At 64.0% G+C, this 16,971-nt stretch carries 17 protein-coding genes and 1 tRNA gene; 12 read left to right on the forward strand and 6 right to left on the reverse strand.

The window, feature by feature from the left end; all coding sequences use genetic code 11:
• Positions 1-14: 14 nt before the first annotated feature.
• The 3 genes from Q8R73_RS23370 (at position 15) to Q8R73_RS23380 (ending at position 4,127) form a co-directional block, all read left to right on the forward strand.
• Positions 15-911, forward strand: coding sequence for an NAD(P)-dependent oxidoreductase (locus Q8R73_RS23370; protein ID WP_305721909.1), 897 nt, complete (start codon positions 15-17; stop codon positions 909-911).
• Positions 912-932: 21 nt separating this feature from the next.
• A complete protein-coding gene (locus tag Q8R73_RS23375; protein WP_305721910.1) occupies positions 933-2,333 on the forward strand; it encodes a serine hydrolase in 1,401 nt (466 codons plus the stop codon).
• 99 nt (positions 2,334-2,432) lie between these two features.
• Positions 2,433-4,127 (forward strand): methyl-accepting chemotaxis protein, encoded by a 1,695-nt coding sequence (locus Q8R73_RS23380; RefSeq protein ID WP_305721911.1) that lies wholly within the window; start codon positions 2,433-2,435, stop codon positions 4,125-4,127.
• Between the two features lie 61 nt (positions 4,128-4,188).
• Here the strand turns inward: Q8R73_RS23380 and Q8R73_RS23385 are convergent, their stop codons facing one another.
• Complete coding sequence (locus Q8R73_RS23385) at positions 4,189-4,857, reverse strand: glutathione S-transferase family protein (protein WP_305721912.1); 669 nt, start codon at positions 4,855-4,857, stop codon at positions 4,189-4,191.
• A gap of 175 nt (positions 4,858-5,032) precedes the next feature.
• Here Q8R73_RS23385 and Q8R73_RS23390 point away from each other — a divergent pair, with 175 nt between their 5' ends.
• Both Q8R73_RS23390 and panE read left to right on the forward strand, forming a co-directional pair.
• On the forward strand, positions 5,033-5,641 hold the full coding sequence (locus Q8R73_RS23390) for a DUF2239 family protein (protein WP_305721913.1): 609 nt from the start codon (positions 5,033-5,035) through the stop codon (positions 5,639-5,641).
• A gap of 95 nt (positions 5,642-5,736) precedes the next feature.
• Positions 5,737-6,657, forward strand: coding sequence for a 2-dehydropantoate 2-reductase (panE, locus tag Q8R73_RS23395; protein ID WP_305721914.1), 921 nt, complete (start codon positions 5,737-5,739; stop codon positions 6,655-6,657).
• A 122-nt stretch (positions 6,658-6,779) separates the two neighbouring features.
• Here panE and Q8R73_RS23400 read toward each other — a convergent pair whose 3' ends face one another.
• From Q8R73_RS23400 to Q8R73_RS23415, 4 genes are all read right to left on the reverse strand, one after another.
• A complete protein-coding gene (locus Q8R73_RS23400) occupies positions 6,780-7,364 on the reverse strand; it encodes a cytochrome c (protein ID WP_305721915.1) in 585 nt (194 codons plus the stop codon).
• Between the two features lie 209 nt (positions 7,365-7,573).
• A complete protein-coding gene (locus Q8R73_RS23405) occupies positions 7,574-8,836 on the reverse strand; it encodes a sorbosone dehydrogenase family protein (protein ID WP_305721916.1) in 1,263 nt (420 codons plus the stop codon).
• Positions 8,837-9,122: 286 nt separating this feature from the next.
• Positions 9,123-11,375 (reverse strand): DUF2235 domain-containing protein, encoded by a 2,253-nt coding sequence (locus Q8R73_RS23410; protein ID WP_305721917.1) that lies wholly within the window; start codon positions 11,373-11,375, stop codon positions 9,123-9,125.
• Positions 11,376-11,655: 280 nt separating this feature from the next.
• Positions 11,656-11,730: transfer RNA gene (locus tag Q8R73_RS23415), tRNA-Gly, on the reverse strand.
• A gap of 261 nt (positions 11,731-11,991) precedes the next feature.
• Between Q8R73_RS23415 and trxA the strand changes: the two genes are divergently transcribed.
• The gene (gene trxA / locus Q8R73_RS23420; RefSeq protein ID WP_305721918.1) at positions 11,992-12,915 is read left to right on the forward strand and encodes a thioredoxin; all 924 of its coding nucleotides are present in this window, start codon (positions 11,992-11,994) and stop codon (positions 12,913-12,915) included.
• Positions 12,916-12,939: 24 nt separating this feature from the next.
• Complete coding sequence (locus Q8R73_RS23425) at positions 12,940-13,614, forward strand: LON peptidase substrate-binding domain-containing protein (RefSeq protein ID WP_305721919.1); 675 nt, start codon at positions 12,940-12,942, stop codon at positions 13,612-13,614.
• Positions 13,615-13,741: 127 nt separating this feature from the next.
• Here Q8R73_RS23425 and Q8R73_RS23430 read toward each other — a convergent pair whose 3' ends face one another.
• The gene (locus tag Q8R73_RS23430) at positions 13,742-13,945 is read right to left on the reverse strand and encodes a hypothetical protein (protein ID WP_305721920.1); all 204 of its coding nucleotides are present in this window, start codon (positions 13,943-13,945) and stop codon (positions 13,742-13,744) included.
• A gap of 398 nt (positions 13,946-14,343) precedes the next feature.
• Here Q8R73_RS23430 and Q8R73_RS23435 point away from each other — a divergent pair, with 398 nt between their 5' ends.
• The 5 genes from Q8R73_RS23435 to Q8R73_RS23455 all read left to right on the forward strand — a co-directional run bounded on the left by Q8R73_RS23435 (position 14,344) and on the right by Q8R73_RS23455 (position 16,963).
• The gene (locus Q8R73_RS23435) at positions 14,344-15,291 is read left to right on the forward strand and encodes a helix-turn-helix domain-containing protein (RefSeq protein WP_305721921.1); all 948 of its coding nucleotides are present in this window, start codon (positions 14,344-14,346) and stop codon (positions 15,289-15,291) included.
• A gap of 139 nt (positions 15,292-15,430) precedes the next feature.
• Positions 15,431-15,757 carry an ArsR/SmtB family transcription factor gene (locus Q8R73_RS23440; protein WP_371126157.1) on the forward strand — a complete coding sequence of 109 codons (327 nt, stop codon included), beginning with the start codon at positions 15,431-15,433 and terminating at the stop codon, positions 15,755-15,757.
• Positions 15,754-16,179, forward strand: coding sequence for an SRPBCC domain-containing protein (locus tag Q8R73_RS23445; protein WP_305721922.1), 426 nt, complete (start codon positions 15,754-15,756; stop codon positions 16,177-16,179). The genes Q8R73_RS23440 and Q8R73_RS23445 overlap by 4 nt, the downstream gene beginning before the upstream one ends.
• A gap of 45 nt (positions 16,180-16,224) precedes the next feature.
• Positions 16,225-16,458 carry a hypothetical protein gene (locus Q8R73_RS23450; RefSeq protein WP_305721923.1) on the forward strand — a complete coding sequence of 78 codons (234 nt, stop codon included), beginning with the start codon at positions 16,225-16,227 and terminating at the stop codon, positions 16,456-16,458.
• 10 nt (positions 16,459-16,468) lie between these two features.
• Positions 16,469-16,963: a DUF1801 domain-containing protein gene (locus Q8R73_RS23455; RefSeq protein ID WP_305721924.1), complete on the forward strand. Its 495-nt coding sequence runs from the start codon at positions 16,469-16,471 to the stop codon at positions 16,961-16,963.
• Positions 16,964-16,971: the final 8 nt, after the last annotated feature.

Consider the following 16,971-nt stretch of genomic DNA (forward strand, 5'->3'; position numbering starts at 1 on the left):
CACAGGAGAGAAGCATGACGTCACTGAAGGGCAAGACGCTGTTCGTATCCGGCGGCAGCCGCGGTATCGGGCTGGCGATCGCGTTGCGCGCCGCGCGCGACGGCGCCAATGTCGCGATCGCCGCCAAGACCGCGGAGCCGCATCCGCGACTGAAGGGCACCATCTACACCGCCGCCGACGAGGTCCGCGCCGCCGGCGGCAAGGCGCTTCCGGTCCTGTGCGATATCCGCGACGAAGCCCAGGTAATCGCGGCAATCGACCAGACCGTCGCCGAATTCGGCGGCATCGACATCTGCGTCAACAATGCCAGCGCCATCAGCCTGACCAATTCGCAAGGCACCGACATGAAGCGGTTCGACCTGATGATGGGTATCAACACCCGCGGCACCTTCATGGTGTCGAAATACGCCATCCCGCATCTGAAGAAGGCCGGGAATCCGCACATCCTGATGCTGTCGCCGCCGCTCGACATGCAGACGAAATGGTTCGAGCATTCCACCGCCTACACCATGGCGAAGTTCGGCATGAGCATGTGCGTACTGGGCCTCGCCGGCGAACTGAGATCGGCGGGCGTGGCGGTCAACGCGCTGTGGCCGCGCACCACCATCGCCACCGCCGCGGTCGGCAATCTCCTCGGTGGCGACGCCATGATGCGCGCCAGCCGCACCCCCGAGATCATGGGCGACGCCGCCCATGTCATTTTCACCAAACCGTCGCGCGCGTTCACCGGGCAGTTCTGCATCGACGACAAGGTGCTGTATGAAAGCGGCGTGCGCGACTTCGAGCATTACCGGGTCGACGCGTCGGTGCCGCTGATGTCGGATTTCTTCGTACCCGACGACGATTTGCCGCCGCCCGGCGTCAGCGTGAGGGCGCTACCCTCCGTGGGCGAAGCCCGGAAGACGCACTGATCCGGTCGCGGGGAGGAACGCGTGGCTTGGCGGAAGCTCGTTGTCGGCGTTGTGGCCGGCGCGCTGGTGCTGGCCACGGTCGCGGCGGCGCTCGTGATGTTTCGTCCCGACCGCGCCATCCGCGTCGCCACCGGCGTCGTCGCGCATAACGTCTGCTCGAAAAGTTTCGTCTCCGGGCTCGATCCGGCCACGGTGTTCGCGGAGACCATCGACCGCGGCGGCATTCGTCTGCTGCGTTCGGTGTTGACCTATCAGCTCGATCGGAAACGCGACACCGTCGAGGCGTCGGTGGCGGGGTTGTTCGGCAGCCGCGCGGCATTTCACGAGGGATTCGGCTGCGTGCTCCTGCATGATTCGGAACCGCCCTATCTGCTCAGGAGCGACATCGCCGCATTGAAGATACCAAAGAATCCCCCGCTGCTGCCGGAGATTGCCGGCGCCGCCATCGTCGAGCCGACCGATCCCCGCCTGAAGGCGGCGCTCGATCGCGCCTTCGAGGAGCCCGCCGCGCCGCCGTTTCGACGGACCAAGGCGGTCGTGGTGGTGCATGACGGACGTGTGATTGCCGAGCGCTATGCCGCGGGCATCGGCGTCGATACGCCGCTGCTCGGGTTCTCCATGACCAAGTCCGTCGTCAATGCGTTGATTGGTGTCCTGACGCAGCAGGGCCTCGTCACCCCGTCGTTCCCGGCGCCGGTCCCGGAATGGCGCGGGGCGACCGATCCGCGCCGCCAGATCGAGGTCGAGCACCTGATGCGGATGACAACGGGCCTTGCGCTCGACGAGACCAATTCCGGCTTCGATCCTTCCAGCCAGATGGTGTATCTGCAGCGCGACATGGCCGGCTTCGCGGCGAAGGCCCTCTTGATCGCTCCGCCGGGAACGCGATGGGCCTACAGCAGCGCCACCACGCAGCTGCTGGCCCGGATCATCCGCGACTCGGTCGGCGGCCCCGAGCAGACGCTCGCCTTCGCGTGGCGCGAATTGTTCAACCCGCTCGGGATGCGCAACGTAACGCTGGAATTCGATGGCTCGGGCACGCTGCAGGGAACGGCCTACATGCTCGCGAGCGCCCGGGACTGGGCGCGTTTCGGATTGCTCTATCTCAACGACGGCATGATCGGCGGCCGACGCCTGCTGCACGCGGACTGGGTGGCCCTGTCGGCCGCCGCCACCCTCGATACCGACTATGGCGCCGGCTTCTGGACCAATCGCAGCGAACACCCGAACGCCAGGGCCCGCGTCGGGCTCGGAATTCCCCGCGACGCGTTCTTTGCCTCCGGCGATCTTGGTCAACGCGTGGTCATCCTGCCAACGCAGAACCTTGTGATCGTCCGGCTCGGCGACTCCGTCGACCCCACCGGCGACATGAGCGGCTTTGCCCGCCTGGTCCGCGAAGTGATCGCCGCGACCCCGCGCTGACTGATCGAGAGGATACCCGGAATACTACGGTGCTCCCAACCGGCAGGTTCTTAACGTCTTCATTCTAATTCTCGGTTTTCTGAACGTTGGAGAACCGCCGTGCTTTTGGGATTCCGTAATATCGCCATTCTCGCCAAGATTGCCGTTCCCGCGACCATCGTCGCCGTCGTCTCGATCGGGATCGTGCTCTATGCGTCGCTGGCGGTAACGCAGCTGTCGGACACGGCGGCGGCGCTGGTGGATGGAAACGCCACCCGGGTCCAGCTCGCGCTGCAGGCCGAAAGCGCCTTCAACAATGCCGCCATCAGCGAAAAGAACGTGATTCTCAGCGACGAGGAAAAGGTGGCAAACGGCCATATCGCGCTTTACGACAAGGCGACTGGCGCAACCCTCGACGCCATCACCCGGTTTGAGGCCATCACCCAGGAAGCAGAACAGCGCGCCCTGATCGAGACCTTCCGCACCGCCGTCACCGGACGGCGTGATGCGAGCGCCCAGGTTTTCCAACTCGCGCTCGCCGGCAAGGATAAGGAAGCTTTCGAGCTTTCACGCGGCGTGGCCGCCAAGCATCGCCAAGTCGCCATCGGCGCGGTCAGCAAGCTGATCGCCATGAACGTGGAGAAAATGCGCGAGGCGCGCGACGCCAGCGTGGCGATGGCCGCGCAAACCAGGACGTGGCTCGTCATCGGCGCGGCGGCCGGATTGATCTGCGCCTTCGGCGTGCTCGGCTGGATCGCGCTCTATCAGATTTCCCGGCCACTCGCCTCGATGACAGGCGAGATGACGAAGCTCGCCAACGGCGATCTCGACATCCAGATCGAGGGCGCCGACCGTGCCGATGAGGTCGGCGGGCTCGCCCGGTCCCTGCAGGTATTCAAGGAGAATGCGATCACCGCGCGCCGTCTTGAGACCGAACAGCGCGTGCAGCAGGAGCAGAAGCAGAAGCGGCAGCTTGCCGTCGAAGGATACATTGCCGTTTTTGACGAGCAGGTTTGCGAGGCACTGGACACTCTGAGTTCCGCCTCGGCGGAGATGCACGCGACCGCGGGGAGCATGTCGGCGACCGCCGTGGAAACCGGCCGGCAGGCCACCGCCGTTGCCGTCGCTTCGGATCAGGCATCGACCAACGTGTCGACCGTGGCTGCCGCGACCGAGCAGTTGCACGCTTCGACCAACGAGATCTCGCGCCAGGTGACGCAGTCGGCCGAATTCGCCTCCACAGCGGTGATCGAGGCCGAGCGCACCAACGCCACCATCCAGGGCCTGGCCGAGACGGCGCAGAAGATCGGCGACGTGGTCTCGCTGATTCAGAACATCGCGTCCCAGACCAATTTGCTTGCGCTCAACGCGACCATCGAAGCCGCCCGGGCCGGTGAAGCCGGCCGGGGCTTTGCCGTGGTGGCGAGCGAGGTCAAGGCGCTGGCCAATCAGACCGCCAAGGCTACCGAGGATATCTCGACGCAGATCGCCGCCATTCAGGGCGAGACCGGCAACGCGGTCGAGGCCATCAAGGCGATCGGCGGCACCATCCGCAAGATGAACGAGATCGCGTCGGCGATTGCCGCGGCGGTGGAGCAGCAGGGAGCCGCGACCCGGGATATCTCCAACAACATCCAGCTGGTGGCGCAAGGCACCAGCGGCGTGGCGACCAATATCGCCGGCGTCAACGAGGCCGTCGAAGAGACCGGCAATGCGGCCACGGAAGTGCTTTCCGCCGCCGACGATCTCAGCCGCCAGTCGGACAAACTGCGGGCCAATGTGAACGGCTTCCTCGGCAAGATCCGCGCCGCCTGATAGCTCGCGCTTTCTCTTCTCCACTCCCACCACGCAAGGGCGTGTGGTGGGAGGGGAAAGACTATCCCCGTCCAATCGTGTACGGACCGCCCTTTTCCAGCGCCCGCTTGTAGGCCGGACGGGCGTGAATGCGGTCGAGAAAGGCCATGGCTTTGGGGTGGCCCTGCTCGAGCCCGCCGCGCGCGGCGGCAGCCTCCAGCGGAAAACTCATCTGGATGTCGGCGGCGGAAAATTCATTGCCGGCAAACCACTCGCTTTTGCCGAGCTCGCTTTCCCACCATGCCATGTGCTGCTTGAGCTGTGGATTGACCAACGCGGTCAGCGCCTGGTTGCAGACCTTGCGCACCAGCGGGCGCAGCAGGGCCGGCGCGCGCTTAGGCATCAGCGTGAACAGCAGCTTCAACAGCAGCGGCGGCATCGCCGATCCCTCGGCGTAGTGCAGCCAATAGGTATAGCGCAGCCGCTCGGGCGTTTTGGGCGGCGGCACCAGGCGGCCCTCGCCGTAACTGTCGATGATGTATTCGGCAATCGCACCCGACTCCGCGACGGTGTTGCCGTTGTCGGTGATGACGGGCGATTTGCCGAGCGGATGCACCGCGCGCAGTTCCGCCGGCGCCCGCATGTCCGGCTGACGCTGATAGCGGACGATTTCATAGGGAACGCCGAGTTCCTCCAGCAGCCACAGCACGCGCTGGGAGCGGGAATTGTTGAGGTGATGGACGGTGAGCATGGCGTTTCCTCGGGGGCGGTGCGTTTAGGGGATCGATCGATTTCGTAGCAGCCGGCCGGCGGGTTGGCGATTGGACCTGTTGGGCTGTGAACTTGGCGATTCAATAAGACCCGGGTGATATTGACATCGTAATTTATCCGGGTAAATTGAATCCGTCAAAAAGCGAGGTTTTCCAATGATTCAAGCCGCCCCCGCATGCGTTACCGCGTTCATTGGGCAGGAGCGACTGGCCTCCGGTCCGCTGGCCGAGGTCGCGTTGGCCGTCATGAGGGCCTCCGGGAGCGCCGCCGAGAGCACCATCCTCATCTTCAACGATGCCGACGGCCGCCCCCTCGATCTGGATCTGCGGGGCAGCGAACGCGACATCATTGCCCGGTTGCCGCAGCCCGCTTCGCATCCGCAATTGTCGGCCGAAGACCCGTCTGTGCCGGAGCCGCGCGGGCGCGGGCGGCCGAGGCTCGGGGTCGTGGCCCGCGAGGTGACGCTGTTGCCCCGGCATTGGGAATGGCTGGGGGCACAGCCCGGCGGTGCATCGGTGGCGCTGCGAAAGCTGGTGGAAGCGGCGCGACGCTCCAGCGGCGATCTCAATCGCAGCCGCGCGGCGAGAGACGCCGCCTATCATTTCATGTCCGCCATGGCGGGCAATCTGCCGGGCTTCGAGGAAGCCTCGCGGGCATTGTTCGGCGATGATCGACGGCGGTTCGTCGCGCTCATAGCCGGCTGGCCCGGCGACATCCGCGATCACATCGTCAGGCTAGCGTTCTCCGATCGGGCGGAGGGTTGAGCGGGAGATTGGCGCACGCCAGGTGAAATGTTAAAGATCATCCAAGATCCGGCGCCAGTCGCTCTCGCACAACAACAAAAAAAGGACCCAGGCACATGCGCATTCTCGTGGTCGGCGCCGGCGCCATCGGCGGATATTTCGGCGGCAGGATGCTGGAGGCCGGCTGCGACGTGACGTTCCTGGTGCGCCCGCGCCGCGCCGCGGAGCTCGCCGGCGCCGGCCTGGTAATCCGGAGTCCGAACGGCGACGTGACCCTGAAAAATCCGCCGACGGTGCAGGCCGACAGGCTCACCGAAAAATTCGACGTCGTATTGCTGAGCTGCAAGGCATTCGATCTCGACGACGCCATCACCTCGTTTGCCCCGGCGGTCGGCCCGCAGACCTCGATCATCCCGCTGCTCAACGGCATGCTGCATCTGGATGTGCTCGACCGGAAGTTCGGGCGCGAACGCGTGCTCGGCGGCCTCTGCGCGATCGCCGCCACCCTCAACGAGGCGCGCGAGGTGGTGCAGCTGGCACCGATGCAGTCGCTCAATTTCGGCGAACGCGACGGCGGGCTTTCGTACCGGGTGCGCGCCATCGCCGAAGTGATGGCGCGCGGCAAGCTCGGCTCCGTCGCCAGCGAGAACATCGTGCAGGAGATGTGGGAAAAATGGGTGTTCCTGGCCTCGCTGGCGGCCTCGACCTGCCTGATGCGCACCGCGGTCGGGAATATCCTGGCGGTGCCGGGCGGCAAGGATTTCATCCTCGGCATGCTGGATGAATGCAGCGCGGTGGCGACAGCCGAGGGCCATGCGCCGAGCGGCCCGTTCTTCCAGCGCACCAAGGGCCTGCTGACCACGGAGGGTTCGCAGATGACCGCGTCGATGTTCCGCGACATCAAGGCGGGCGCTGCGGTCGAAGCCGACCATGTGATCGGCGACCTGATCGCGCGCGGCGACGCCGCCAAAGTGCCGGTGCCGCGGCTGCGCATCGCCTATACGCATCTGAAGGCGTATGAAAAGCAGCGGGGGTAGTCGTTCCGTCATCCTTGCGAACGCAAGGGACCCATAACCACAGGGCGCGGTTATTGAGCGGGACGTTCGCACACTTCGAGTGGCCGCGGCGTATGGGGGCCCCGCGTTCGCGGGGACGTCAGCTACAAATGCGCGAGGTAATGCGCCAGCGCCTCGATTTCCTCCTCGCTGAGGGCGAAGGCGACGCTCGCCATCGCCGCCATGCCGCCGCCGGATCGCACGCCGGACTTGTAGTCGCGCAGCGCCTTCGCAAGATAGTCCTTGCGCTGGCCGGCGACGCGGGGAATGGCCTTGGTCCCGGCATAATTGTCGGTGTGGCAAGCGGTGCAGCGGCGGCCCGCGGCGGCCTGCGCGCCCTTGGCGGACAGATCCGGGTTGTCGTCCGGCTTCGCTTTCGGCGGTGCCAGCGAGGCGAAATAGGCGCCGAGATTGCGGATATCCTCGTTGCTGAGCTGATCGACGACCGGCTGCATCTGCTCGTTCTTGCGGGTGCCGGCGCGAAAGAACACCAGCTGCCACTGAATGAACTGGTCGGGCTGGCCGGCCAGCGAGGGCATGTTCTCGATCTGCGAGATGCCGGCTTCGCCATGACAGGCGATGCAGATTTCGGCCTTCTGCTTGCCGGCGGCGACGTCGGCGGCGTGGGTTGCGATACCGGTCGATGCAAAGGCAATAACGCAGGCTATCGGCAGTTTGAACTTGTGCATGATCGCAGTCCCAAAATCCCGGCTCGTCATTCCGGGGCGCGCGCCAGCGCGAACCTCCGATGTGCAATCGCACATCGGGGAATCTCGCGCTGGTAATCTCCAGATTCCGGATCCGCTCGTTACACTCGCGGTCCGGAATGACGATTGTCACCAACAAAAAGCTGCGGCCACCCGTTCCCGGGAGACCGCAGCCCTGGGCTTTTCCGCCGTTACGGCTTGCTGTAGCTGATGCGATAGATCGCACCGGCCCAGTCATCCGCAACGAGCAACGAGCCGTCCTTTGCCAGAACGACATCGGCCGGGCGGCCGAGATAGTTCGTGTCGCCCTCGAGCCAGCCCGAGGCGAATATCTCTTCCTTGGCGTTCTTGCCGTCGGGCCCGACGATCACCCGCTTGATCCGCGCGCCCTGGTATTTGGCCCGGTTCCAGGAGCCGTGTTCGGCGATGAAGATGTTGTTCTTGTACTCGGCGGGAAACTGGTCGCCGGTGTAGAACTTCATGCCGAGCGGAGCCACATGGGCGCCGAGGTTGAGCACCGGCGGCGTAAACTCCGAACATTTGTGACCCATCGCGAACTTCGGATCCGGCATGTCGCCCTGGTGGCAATAGGGATAGCCGAAATGCTCGCCGAGCTTCGAGATCATGTTGAGCTTGTCGCTCGGGGCCTCGTCGCTGATCCAGTCGCGGGCGTTCTCGGTGAACCAGTATTTGCCGCTGCGCGGATCGACGTCGCCGCCGACGCTGTTGCGGACGCCGAGCGCCACCAGTTCGGCGTTGCCGGTCTTGGGATCGACGCGGCGGATCTGCGACAGGCTGGTCGGCGGCAGCCCGATGTTGAAGGGCGGGCCGAACGGCAGATAGAACCAGCCTTCCTTGTCGACCGCGATGTATTTCCAGCCGTGCGGGATATAGGGCGGCATGTCGTCATAGACCACCTTGCCGGCGCCGAGATTGTCGAGATTGGCTTCGGCGTTGTCGTACCGGATCAGCTTGTCGATATCGACGACGTAGAGCGCGCCGTCGAGAAACGCGATGCCGGTCGGCATCTTCATGCCCTTGAGGACGGTCTTGACCTCCTTCTTGCCGCCATTGTCCTTGATGGCATAGACGTTGCCGACGCCGAACGAGCCGACGAACAGCGTGCCCTTGTCGCCCCAGGCCATCTGCCGCGCCGACAGCACGCCGGAGGCGTAGACTTCGATCTTGAAGCCCGCCGGCAGCTTTATCTTCTTCATCATCGCCGCGAGTTCGGCGTCCGACGCGCCGGTCGGCGGTCCCGACGGCGGCGCCTGTCCCCTCTGGGCTTCGATCTCGTCGCCGAGGAACCAGTCGGGCGGCGGATTGGACCAGAAGTCCTTGGTGCCGGAATCGTATTTCTTCAGTGGCTTCTGCTGCGCGCCGGCCGGACTGGCCCCCGCAACAAGGGCAATCGTCGCGAGCGCAAGAATGGATCGATTGAAGGCCGATTTCATCGCGTCACTCCCCTAAACAGCCGATGCGGCTGCGCGTGTTTTATTTTGTTTGTCTTGAACGTTTCGAGAGACGAACTTTTGCGTCTGCGAGGTGGGTCAGACGGCGGAATGCTAGCACATCCTCCGCGGGTGAGAAGGGTCCGTTGCGTCGATTGTCTGGCGAACGCAAATTGAACGACATCTTACTCGGTCGGGTCAGCCTGAAGCCCTCTGCATCACGCTGCATTGCGGCAACGTCCCACTGCAGCGCGGCCGCCCCTGATGCATGACGTTCAGTGGGCAGGCATCATCTCCGCGTCACCGTCAGTTTTCCGGTGCCTTCGTTGTTCCGATAGAAGACATCGTAAAGCCCGGGAATGCCGATCACCGCGTCGTTGACGAAGATGAACAACTCGCCCTTGCGCGTCGGCCGGATGACGGTTTCGATCGTTCCATCCTCGGGATCCGGATCGAGGAATACTTCCTCACCACCGGTCGCGCCGTAGCGAAGCACCAGCCGAAACCACGGGCGCGTCAATTCGCGGCGGAGTGGAACGGCGAGCATCAGTAGCGCGCGCTGATACCAGGCCGGTGCGTCCGTGGTGTAGAATCCTCCGAGTTGCGTCGGGATGCCGCCATCGCTCCACTCCGAGGTCGCCTTGACCTCGACGTGATATCTCGCACCCGCCTCGACGGAAATCGCGGTCTTGTTGCAGAGGTCAAGGGCGACGAAGTCAACCGCGCGAACCTCACCCCTGCCGAGGCCCGTTGCCCCGCCGTCTTCGTTGCAGGTAAATCCCGCAACGTCCTGAACATTGTAGAGCAGGTGGCTCCCAAAGGTGACCCCGAGATACACGAACAACGCCGCAAAGAAAGCCGGGGCCCATCTGAGCTTCAAGCCCTGATGCAGCGCGATGTAGCGCGGGTGGCTGCGGAGCCGGTAGATCCAGTTGTTCGGCAGACCCGGCGTCACCGCCGGAACTCCCCGCCAGATCGCACCCATGCGGTCGGATATCCGCGACGCGATCTTGGTCCCGAACCAGATCAGCACCGCCACCAACAGCAACAGCGCCAGGAACTGGAAGGGGCTGCGTGCGTATCCGTTGATCCAGGTCTCGGTAAATGCGGGCAGGAAGCTGCCGACGACGCGGATGATATCGGATACCCAGCGGATAGGACTGACATACTCGTCGGATCGGGGCGCCGAGCGCAGCAGGGGAAACGCCAGCAGCCACAGCGTGGCCGCGACCGTCGCGAAATACACGATGCGGCGCTTCCAGATATCGTTCCAGACATGTTCCTGGCTATCCGCCCGGGCCTTGGCTTCCTTGTCGGTCTCGAAGCCATACCGATCCGGCGTGACGATCTCGCCGGTATCCCTGACCACGTCGTAGGTCGGCGGCAGGCCGATCGGCGCGTAGGCGTGAGCGCGATTGTCAATTCGGCGGAACACGGTTTCGTGGATCTTCGGCCGCTCGATCAGGACTTCGTCGTCTTCCTTCTTCTTGTATTGGGGATTGCAAAGCTGCACCAGCTTGCGCGGCCCGTAGCGGTAATAGCCGCCCAGCCCCTTGCGGGGATCGTAGATGCGACCATCCTTGTCGCATTTCGAGATCGCGCTCTTGAACGTATCGGGATCCGCCGGCAGCGCCGGCGGCGGGACGGCGTCCGACTTGAACCTCAAGCCGCAACGCTGCGCCTCGGTGATCATCCAGACGAAGGGAATGTAGGCCAGCGTATCGTCCGGGTAGCCGCCGCCGACGTTGGAATGCACTCCGGCAAACCAGACCTGGCTGATCTGCTCGTCCTTGATGAATCGTGCCGCGTCGGGGTCGAATTGGCAGGGAGACTCGACCCGTTCGTTCCACAGCTCCGGATGAAACGTGGTTCGCTCTTCGTCGAGAGCCAGCGCCTGGCAGGCGCGCGTCACCCGGGTGCGGTCGAGCGCATGGTTGGGAAGCTCCAGCGGCCAGATGTACTTGCTGATGCCGCGCGTCATCTCGTCCAGCGGCGCGCCGTAGGCGGCAACGGTGTCCCATACGCCGATAAAGCGAATCTTCGCCACCTGGCGATTGTTCGCCCTGTCGTAGTCCTTCGGCAGGAACAGGTCGCGAAACCAGCGGAAGGCATCCTCGATGCGCCACTTGGTATGATACCGCTCGCGGCGATACTCCCGGTAGGCGGCGCGGGCCTTTTTGTCGAGTTCCGCCTCATCTTGCGCCCACACCAGCCCCTGGTTGAGAATGAGGCCGATGACGACGCGGATTGTGAAGGCGCCGCGGCTAAAGCCGAAACCGTAAATGCGGTCGTCCTCGTCGCGATAGTTGCGACACGCGAATTTGTAGATGTCGACCACGTTGCGCTTGAGGCCGAAACCGAACGCGCCGCCGAGGATCGCCCACGGCTTGAACGAAGACGTGCCGACGCCGTCGTCGTAGAATGCGACCTGATCGTTGCTCGACAGGTCGATCGCCTCGAAGGTGCGCCACACGTTGGTGCGCCAGACTTTTGCGGCGGAATTGCCGGTGCCGTCGGACAGCAGAACGATGTTTCGGCTCATGGCATTGCCCTCGCCGCATCAGAAATCCATAATGCAATCTCTGGTGTTAAGTCATTGCATGTTCCCTCCGGCGCCGCAAATGCATTCATCCCACAAACCAGGGCAGCTCGTCATGGACAGTTCGCCGCCACTAGGCGCAACCGGGCGTCACCGCTGAACCGCGCCTTGCGGATGGACCGCCCGCCGCGACCCATTGGATGAGGTCCGGGCCGGCACAAACAACAAAGCCGCCCCGAGGGCGGCTTGTCGTTTGGTATCGCTTTGCCAATTCAACAAATTCTGGAGCGGGCGAAGGGATTCGAACCCTCGACCCCGACCTTGGCAAGGTCGTGCTCTACCACTGAGCTACACCCGCATCCGAGAGATTGGCGGCGCACGCGCCGGCAACGGGCAGAGCTATGCCAAATGCCGCCCGTGAATGCAACAGCCCGCGCAAGCCGGGAAAGGCCGCGAATCGGGCCGGCGAGGGCCGATCGGCGGCAATTCGCGGCATTTGCGCCCGAATGCCCGTGGTTCGGGTTCCACCGATTGCAAATTGAGCTCCCAGGGGCCAATTAGGTGCGCAGACCGTGCTAGAATGGCCCCCAAATCCCAAAGACATCAGACGAGGATCCCCGTGACGATAATTGAGCAGGGCAGCGGACCGGCGCCCCAGGCGGTGCCCGATTTGATCAAGGAAACCACCACCCAGACGTTCGTAAAGGACGTCATCGAGGAATCGAAGCGCCAGCCGGTGCTGATCGACTTCTGGGCGCCGTGGTGCGGCCCCTGCCGCCAGCTTACGCCGATCATCGAAAAGGCGGTCCGCGCCGCCAAGGGCAAGGTCAAGCTGGTCAAGATGAACATCGACGAGCATCCGGCGATACCGGGCCAGATGGGCATCCAGTCGATCCCGGCCGTGATCGCCTTCGTCAACGGCCAGCCCGCCGACGGTTTCATGGGCGCTGTGCCGGAAAGCCAGGTCACCGCCTTCATCGACAAACTGACCGCCGGCATGCCGGCCGCCGGCGAGCCCGATATCGCGGAGATCCTGAAAGAAGCCGAGGCAGTGCTGGCCGAAGGCGACGCCGCGACCGCGGCGCAGATCTATGCCGAGGTGCTGGCGGTGGACGCCACCAGCATTCCGGCTCTGGCGGGACTGGCGAAATGCTACGTCACGACCGGCGCCATCGAGCAGGCCAGGCAGACCATCGCCATGGTACCGGAGGCCAAGCGCAACGACGCCGCGGTCAAGGCGGTGCAGGCCTCGATCGACCTCGCCGAACAGGCCAAGGCCGTCGGTCCGGTCACCGAACTCGAACAGAAAGTCGCCGCAAACCCGCTCGATCATCAGGCCCGGTTCGACCTCGCCACCGCGCTCAACGCCTCGGGCAAGCGTGCCGAGGCGACCGAGCAGCTGCTCGCCATCGTCAAGAAGGATCGCAAGTGGAACGAGGACGGCGCGCGCAAGCAGTTGGTGCAGTTGTTCGAGGCCTGGGGCCCGGCCGATGAAGCCACCATCGAGGGGCGCAAGCGGCTGTCGACGATCCTGTTTTCATAGCGATACAGAACACCGGGACCGCCCATGCCGATCAATGCCGAATATCGCGGGCCGGGCGACCTTTCCGAGGTGATCCCGGTGTTTCCGCTGCCGGGCGCGCTGTTGCTGCCGCGCGGCCAGATGCCGCTCAACATTTTCGAGCCGCGCTATCTTTCGATGGTCGACGACTCGCTGCGTGACGGCCACCGGCTGATCGGGATGATCCAGCCGGATATGGCCCATTCGCGCGACGAGACCAAGCCGGCACTGTTTCGGGTCGGCTGCGTCGGGCGCATCACCCAGCTCGCCGAGGCCGGCGACGGCCGCTACATCCTCGAACTCACCGGCATCGCCCGCTTCAAGGTGATCGAGGAGCTGACGGTGCTGACCGCCTACCGCCAATGCAGGGTGGACTATTTCCCCTACCTCGACGATTTCACCGCGCGCAAGGGCGAGGAAGCGGTCGACCGCGAGGCGCTGCTGACGGTGCTGACCGATTTCCTGAAAGCCAACGATCTCAAGGTCGACTGGGAAGGCGTCGAGAGCGCGCCCAACGAGGCGCTGGTCAACGCGCTGGCGATGATGTCGCCCTACGGCGCGCCGGAAAAGCAGGCGATGCTGGAAGCCCCCGACCTCAAGACCCGCGCCGAAATCCTGATCGCGGTGACCGAGATGGATCTCGCGAAGAAGCGCACCAGCGGCGATACCGGCCTGCAGTAGCCCGGGCTCACGCCGCCCGGACCGTCGCGAGAAACCTGTCCACCTCGATCTTGAGCCGGTTGCTTTCGGCCGACAGCGATTGGGCCGAGGAGAGCACCTGCGACGACGCGGAGCCGGTTTCGGTGGCCTAGAGCTTCAGCGCCATCTCCCGGGCATTCTGGAGCAGCTGTTCGATAAAGCTGATTTGGGCGCCGAGGCTGCTTTTCGCCGCAGCATCGTCGGTTCGCCTGGCGATCTGGCGTGCGTGCTGTGCCGCGATGTCGAGTAACAGGATGGAACGAAGGATTTCCTCCTTCGCTTTCGATTGCAAGCCGAGGATCCGGGCGCGCAACTGCGTGAGGTCGGCCTCTTCGACGGCCGGCGGGGGCGGTCCTGACGATGTCCGCGCATATCGCTCGGCCCGGAGGCTTACTACGTTTGACATTGGTCCGGCCCGTCGATCATGACAGCAGGCTAGCTTGTCCGGGTTATTACTGACTTAGACCGTTCGGCGACGACACAGCCAAATTCCGCCACGACCGGAGAGGCGCCACTAACGGGGTACCGGAGCCGTGGCGCTTTCTGGTTTGACGAGGCGCGATTTGATGATCTGTCGCGGCGCCCCCAGCAGCACAATCCTCGATTGTTGGCGCGCTGGTGAAGCAAGTGTAGTCATCATATCATCGCGCCCTCACCGCCTCGATTCGCAGAATGCCTTTTAGATCCCCCTTGTTGAGCCGCTATCCGGTCATGCGAACGAACGACCCGGCGTTCGCACGCGACCGTCTGTTCAGCGTATTCGGAGCAACCGGCTTCTGCATTCGCGGTGACCGGGAGCAATTCGCGGTTCGAGCCAATCATCTGCAGATGACGGGGCTTGGGCTATCCTATTGCGACTACGCCGGCGATGTGTCGCTGGACTTCGGCGAAACCACCTTCATCCGCCAGATCTTCAATATCCAGGGCTCCGGGCAACACACGATTGATGGCCAGACCGGCGGCATCGCACCGGGTTCGTGGACCATGGTGTTGCCGCCGGGGCCGCTGAGGCTCGATCTTGACGGCCGCTATCGACAGCTCGAACTGCGAATCGAATTCGATGCGCTGCTTCGCCACCTCGGCGCGCTGATAGGTCAGGAGGTTTCGAGGAACCTGGTGTTCGACGATAACGTCGATCGCAGTCCGGCGATGAGCGCATTGCGGCGCAGGATCTTTCAGTTCGCGACGGACTACAACGAGCGCGGCACCTTTTTCTCCGACCTCGCCGCTGCCGAAGTCGAACGCATGGTGATCATGAAGTTTCTGATGTGTCACCGACACAGCTATACGCAACTGCTCCTGCGCGAGCCGTTGCCGGCCGGTGCTTCGGCGGTGAGGCGGGTCGAGGAATTCATCGAGGCGAACTGGGACAAGCCGATCGACATCGAGGCGATGGTCGCGGTGGCCAAGGTGAGCGCCAGAAGTCTGTTCCGGCAGTTCAAGCGAGACCGCGGCTACTCGCCGGCTGACTTTGCCAAGCGGGTGCGGCTGGACCGGGCGCGCCAGATGCTCGAACAGTCGACCGAGCGCACCGCGGTGACGCAGGTCGCACTGAAATGCGGTTTCCAGAATCCCGGGCATTTCGCCCGGGATTTCCGTCTCGCTTTCGGCGAACTGCCGTCCGAGACCCTGAAGCGGTCCGGACAGGAAATCGGATAGCGCCGGCAGCGGCCGCGCCAGGAATAGCGAGGTCGTCGATCCCGACCGCTCCGCCTTGCACGATCAATTCGATGGCCAAGGCGCTTGACGCAAGCATAACTCCGGGGTTATGAATCGATCAATAACTCCAGAGTTATTTATGATAGCCAGTGCTCCCGATTTCCTGTTCAAAACCCTCGCCGATCCGACCCGGCGGGCGCTGTTCGAGCGGCTGTGCCGCGAGGGCGAGCAGACGGTGGGGGCGCTGACCGCGCAGTCCGGGGTCTCGCAACCCGCAGTGTCGAAGCATCTCGGGATCCTCAGGCAGGCCGGGCTGGTGCTCGACCGCCACGAAGGCCGGCAGACCCATTACAGCGCGCAGCCCGGCGCGTTGGGTCCGCTGATCGACTGGACCAGCCGGATGGCCGGCTTCTGGCAAAGCCGGTTCGACGGCCTCGAAGACCTGCTGAACAGGATGGACCAATGACCGCGAACGAAACGCGCTCCGTCGTCGTCGAACGCGAGTTCCCTCATCCGCCGGAAAAGATCTGGCGGGCGCTGACGCAGCCACACCTGATCGAGGAGTGGCTGATGAAGAACGATTTCGAGCCCGTCGTGGGTCATCGCTTCAATCTGCGCGGCGACTGGGGCGGGGTGCTGGACTGCGAGGTCCTGGTCGTCGAGCCGATCAAGGCGCTGTCCTACACCTGGAATTTCGCGCACGCCGATGCCGCGTTCAACCTGACCAGCGTGGTGACCTTCACGATCACGCCGACGACGTCAGGGACCCTCCTGCGCATGGAGCAGGTCGGCTTCCGGCCGGATCAGCGGCAGGCGTTTGGCGGTGCCAACGCCGGATGGCAGAAATTCCTGGCGAAGCTGGAAGAAGTGCTGGTGCGGACCGACTGATTCCTGCCGCGCCGCGTATGAGTTCATCTTGATTTGGAGGCGCCATTGAAATGGAACAACTGGATTCGGCAATTCCACCGCTGGCTGTCGATCGCCTTTACGGTGACCGTCATCGCCAACTTCACTGCCATGGGACTCAACAGCGGACTGGGCGAGCCTCCAGCCTGGGTGGTCTACTCGCCGCTGCTCCCGCTCTTCCTGCTGCTGTCTAGCGGCCTGTACTTGTTTGCGCTGCCGTATCTCTCCAGGCGGAGCGGCGAACGCGCTGCCGGCGGATAGGAGCAAGGCGATGGCCGGTAAGGCGTCCGGGAAGTCGAAGGTCGCGAAAAAGCGCACCAGCCGGCGCACCGCCACTAAAAAGCCGGTGCTGCTCTCCGGCGGCAATCCACAGATCGCCAAGGGTTATGGCGACGCCCCCGTAAAGGCCTACATCGCGGCCATGCCGGGCTGGAAACGCGAGGTCGGGTGCCGTCTGGACGCGCTGATCGCGCGCACCGTCCCCGGCGTGCGCAAGGCGGTGAAATGGAATTCGCCCTTCTATGGCGTCGGGGGCCAAGGCAAAGGTGAAGGCGAAGATCAGGGCTGGTTCCTCAGCTTCCATTGTTTCACGAAATACATCAAGCTGGCCTTCTTTCGCGGCACCTCGCTGCGTCCCGTTCCACCCGGCGAATCCAAGCAAAAGGAAGTGCGCTACCTCGACATCCGTGAGGGCGACCCGTTCGACGAAGCACAGATCGCTGCGTGGGTGAAGCAAGCCAGCGAATTGCCGGGTGAACGCATGTAAACGAAAAC

It is taken from the genome of Bradyrhizobium sp. (assembly GCF_030697065.1).
Lineage (GTDB): Bacteria > Pseudomonadota > Alphaproteobacteria > Rhizobiales > Xanthobacteraceae > Bradyrhizobium.

What these genes read in the sequence shown, in the direction of transcription:
- Q8R73_RS23370 (WP_305721909.1), top strand. Translation starts at nt 15, where the DNA reads ATGACGTCACTGAAGGGCAAGACGCTGTTCGTATCCGGCGGCAGCCGC.
- Q8R73_RS23385 (WP_305721912.1), bottom strand. Translation starts at nt 4,857, where the DNA reads ATGCTCACCGTCCATCACCTCAACAATTCCCGCTCCCAGCGCGTGCTG.
- Q8R73_RS23390 (WP_305721913.1), top strand. Translation starts at nt 5,033, where the DNA reads ATGATTCAAGCCGCCCCCGCATGCGTTACCGCGTTCATTGGGCAGGAG.
- panE (WP_305721914.1), top strand. Translation starts at nt 5,737, where the DNA reads ATGCGCATTCTCGTGGTCGGCGCCGGCGCCATCGGCGGATATTTCGGC.
- Q8R73_RS23400 (WP_305721915.1), bottom strand. Translation starts at nt 7,364, where the DNA reads ATGCACAAGTTCAAACTGCCGATAGCCTGCGTTATTGCCTTTGCATCG.
- Q8R73_RS23405 (WP_305721916.1), bottom strand. Translation starts at nt 8,836, where the DNA reads ATGAAATCGGCCTTCAATCGATCCATTCTTGCGCTCGCGACGATTGCC.
- Q8R73_RS23410 (WP_305721917.1), bottom strand. Translation starts at nt 11,375, where the DNA reads ATGAGCCGAAACATCGTTCTGCTGTCCGACGGCACCGGCAATTCCGCC.
- Q8R73_RS23425 (WP_305721919.1), top strand. Translation starts at nt 12,940, where the DNA reads ATGCCGATCAATGCCGAATATCGCGGGCCGGGCGACCTTTCCGAGGTG.
- Q8R73_RS23435 (WP_305721921.1), top strand. Translation starts at nt 14,344, where the DNA reads ATGCGAACGAACGACCCGGCGTTCGCACGCGACCGTCTGTTCAGCGTA.
- Q8R73_RS23440 (WP_371126157.1), top strand. Translation starts at nt 15,431, where the DNA reads ATGATAGCCAGTGCTCCCGATTTCCTGTTCAAAACCCTCGCCGATCCG.
- Q8R73_RS23445 (WP_305721922.1), top strand. Translation starts at nt 15,754, where the DNA reads ATGACCGCGAACGAAACGCGCTCCGTCGTCGTCGAACGCGAGTTCCCT.
- Q8R73_RS23455 (WP_305721924.1), top strand. Translation starts at nt 16,469, where the DNA reads ATGGCCGGTAAGGCGTCCGGGAAGTCGAAGGTCGCGAAAAAGCGCACC.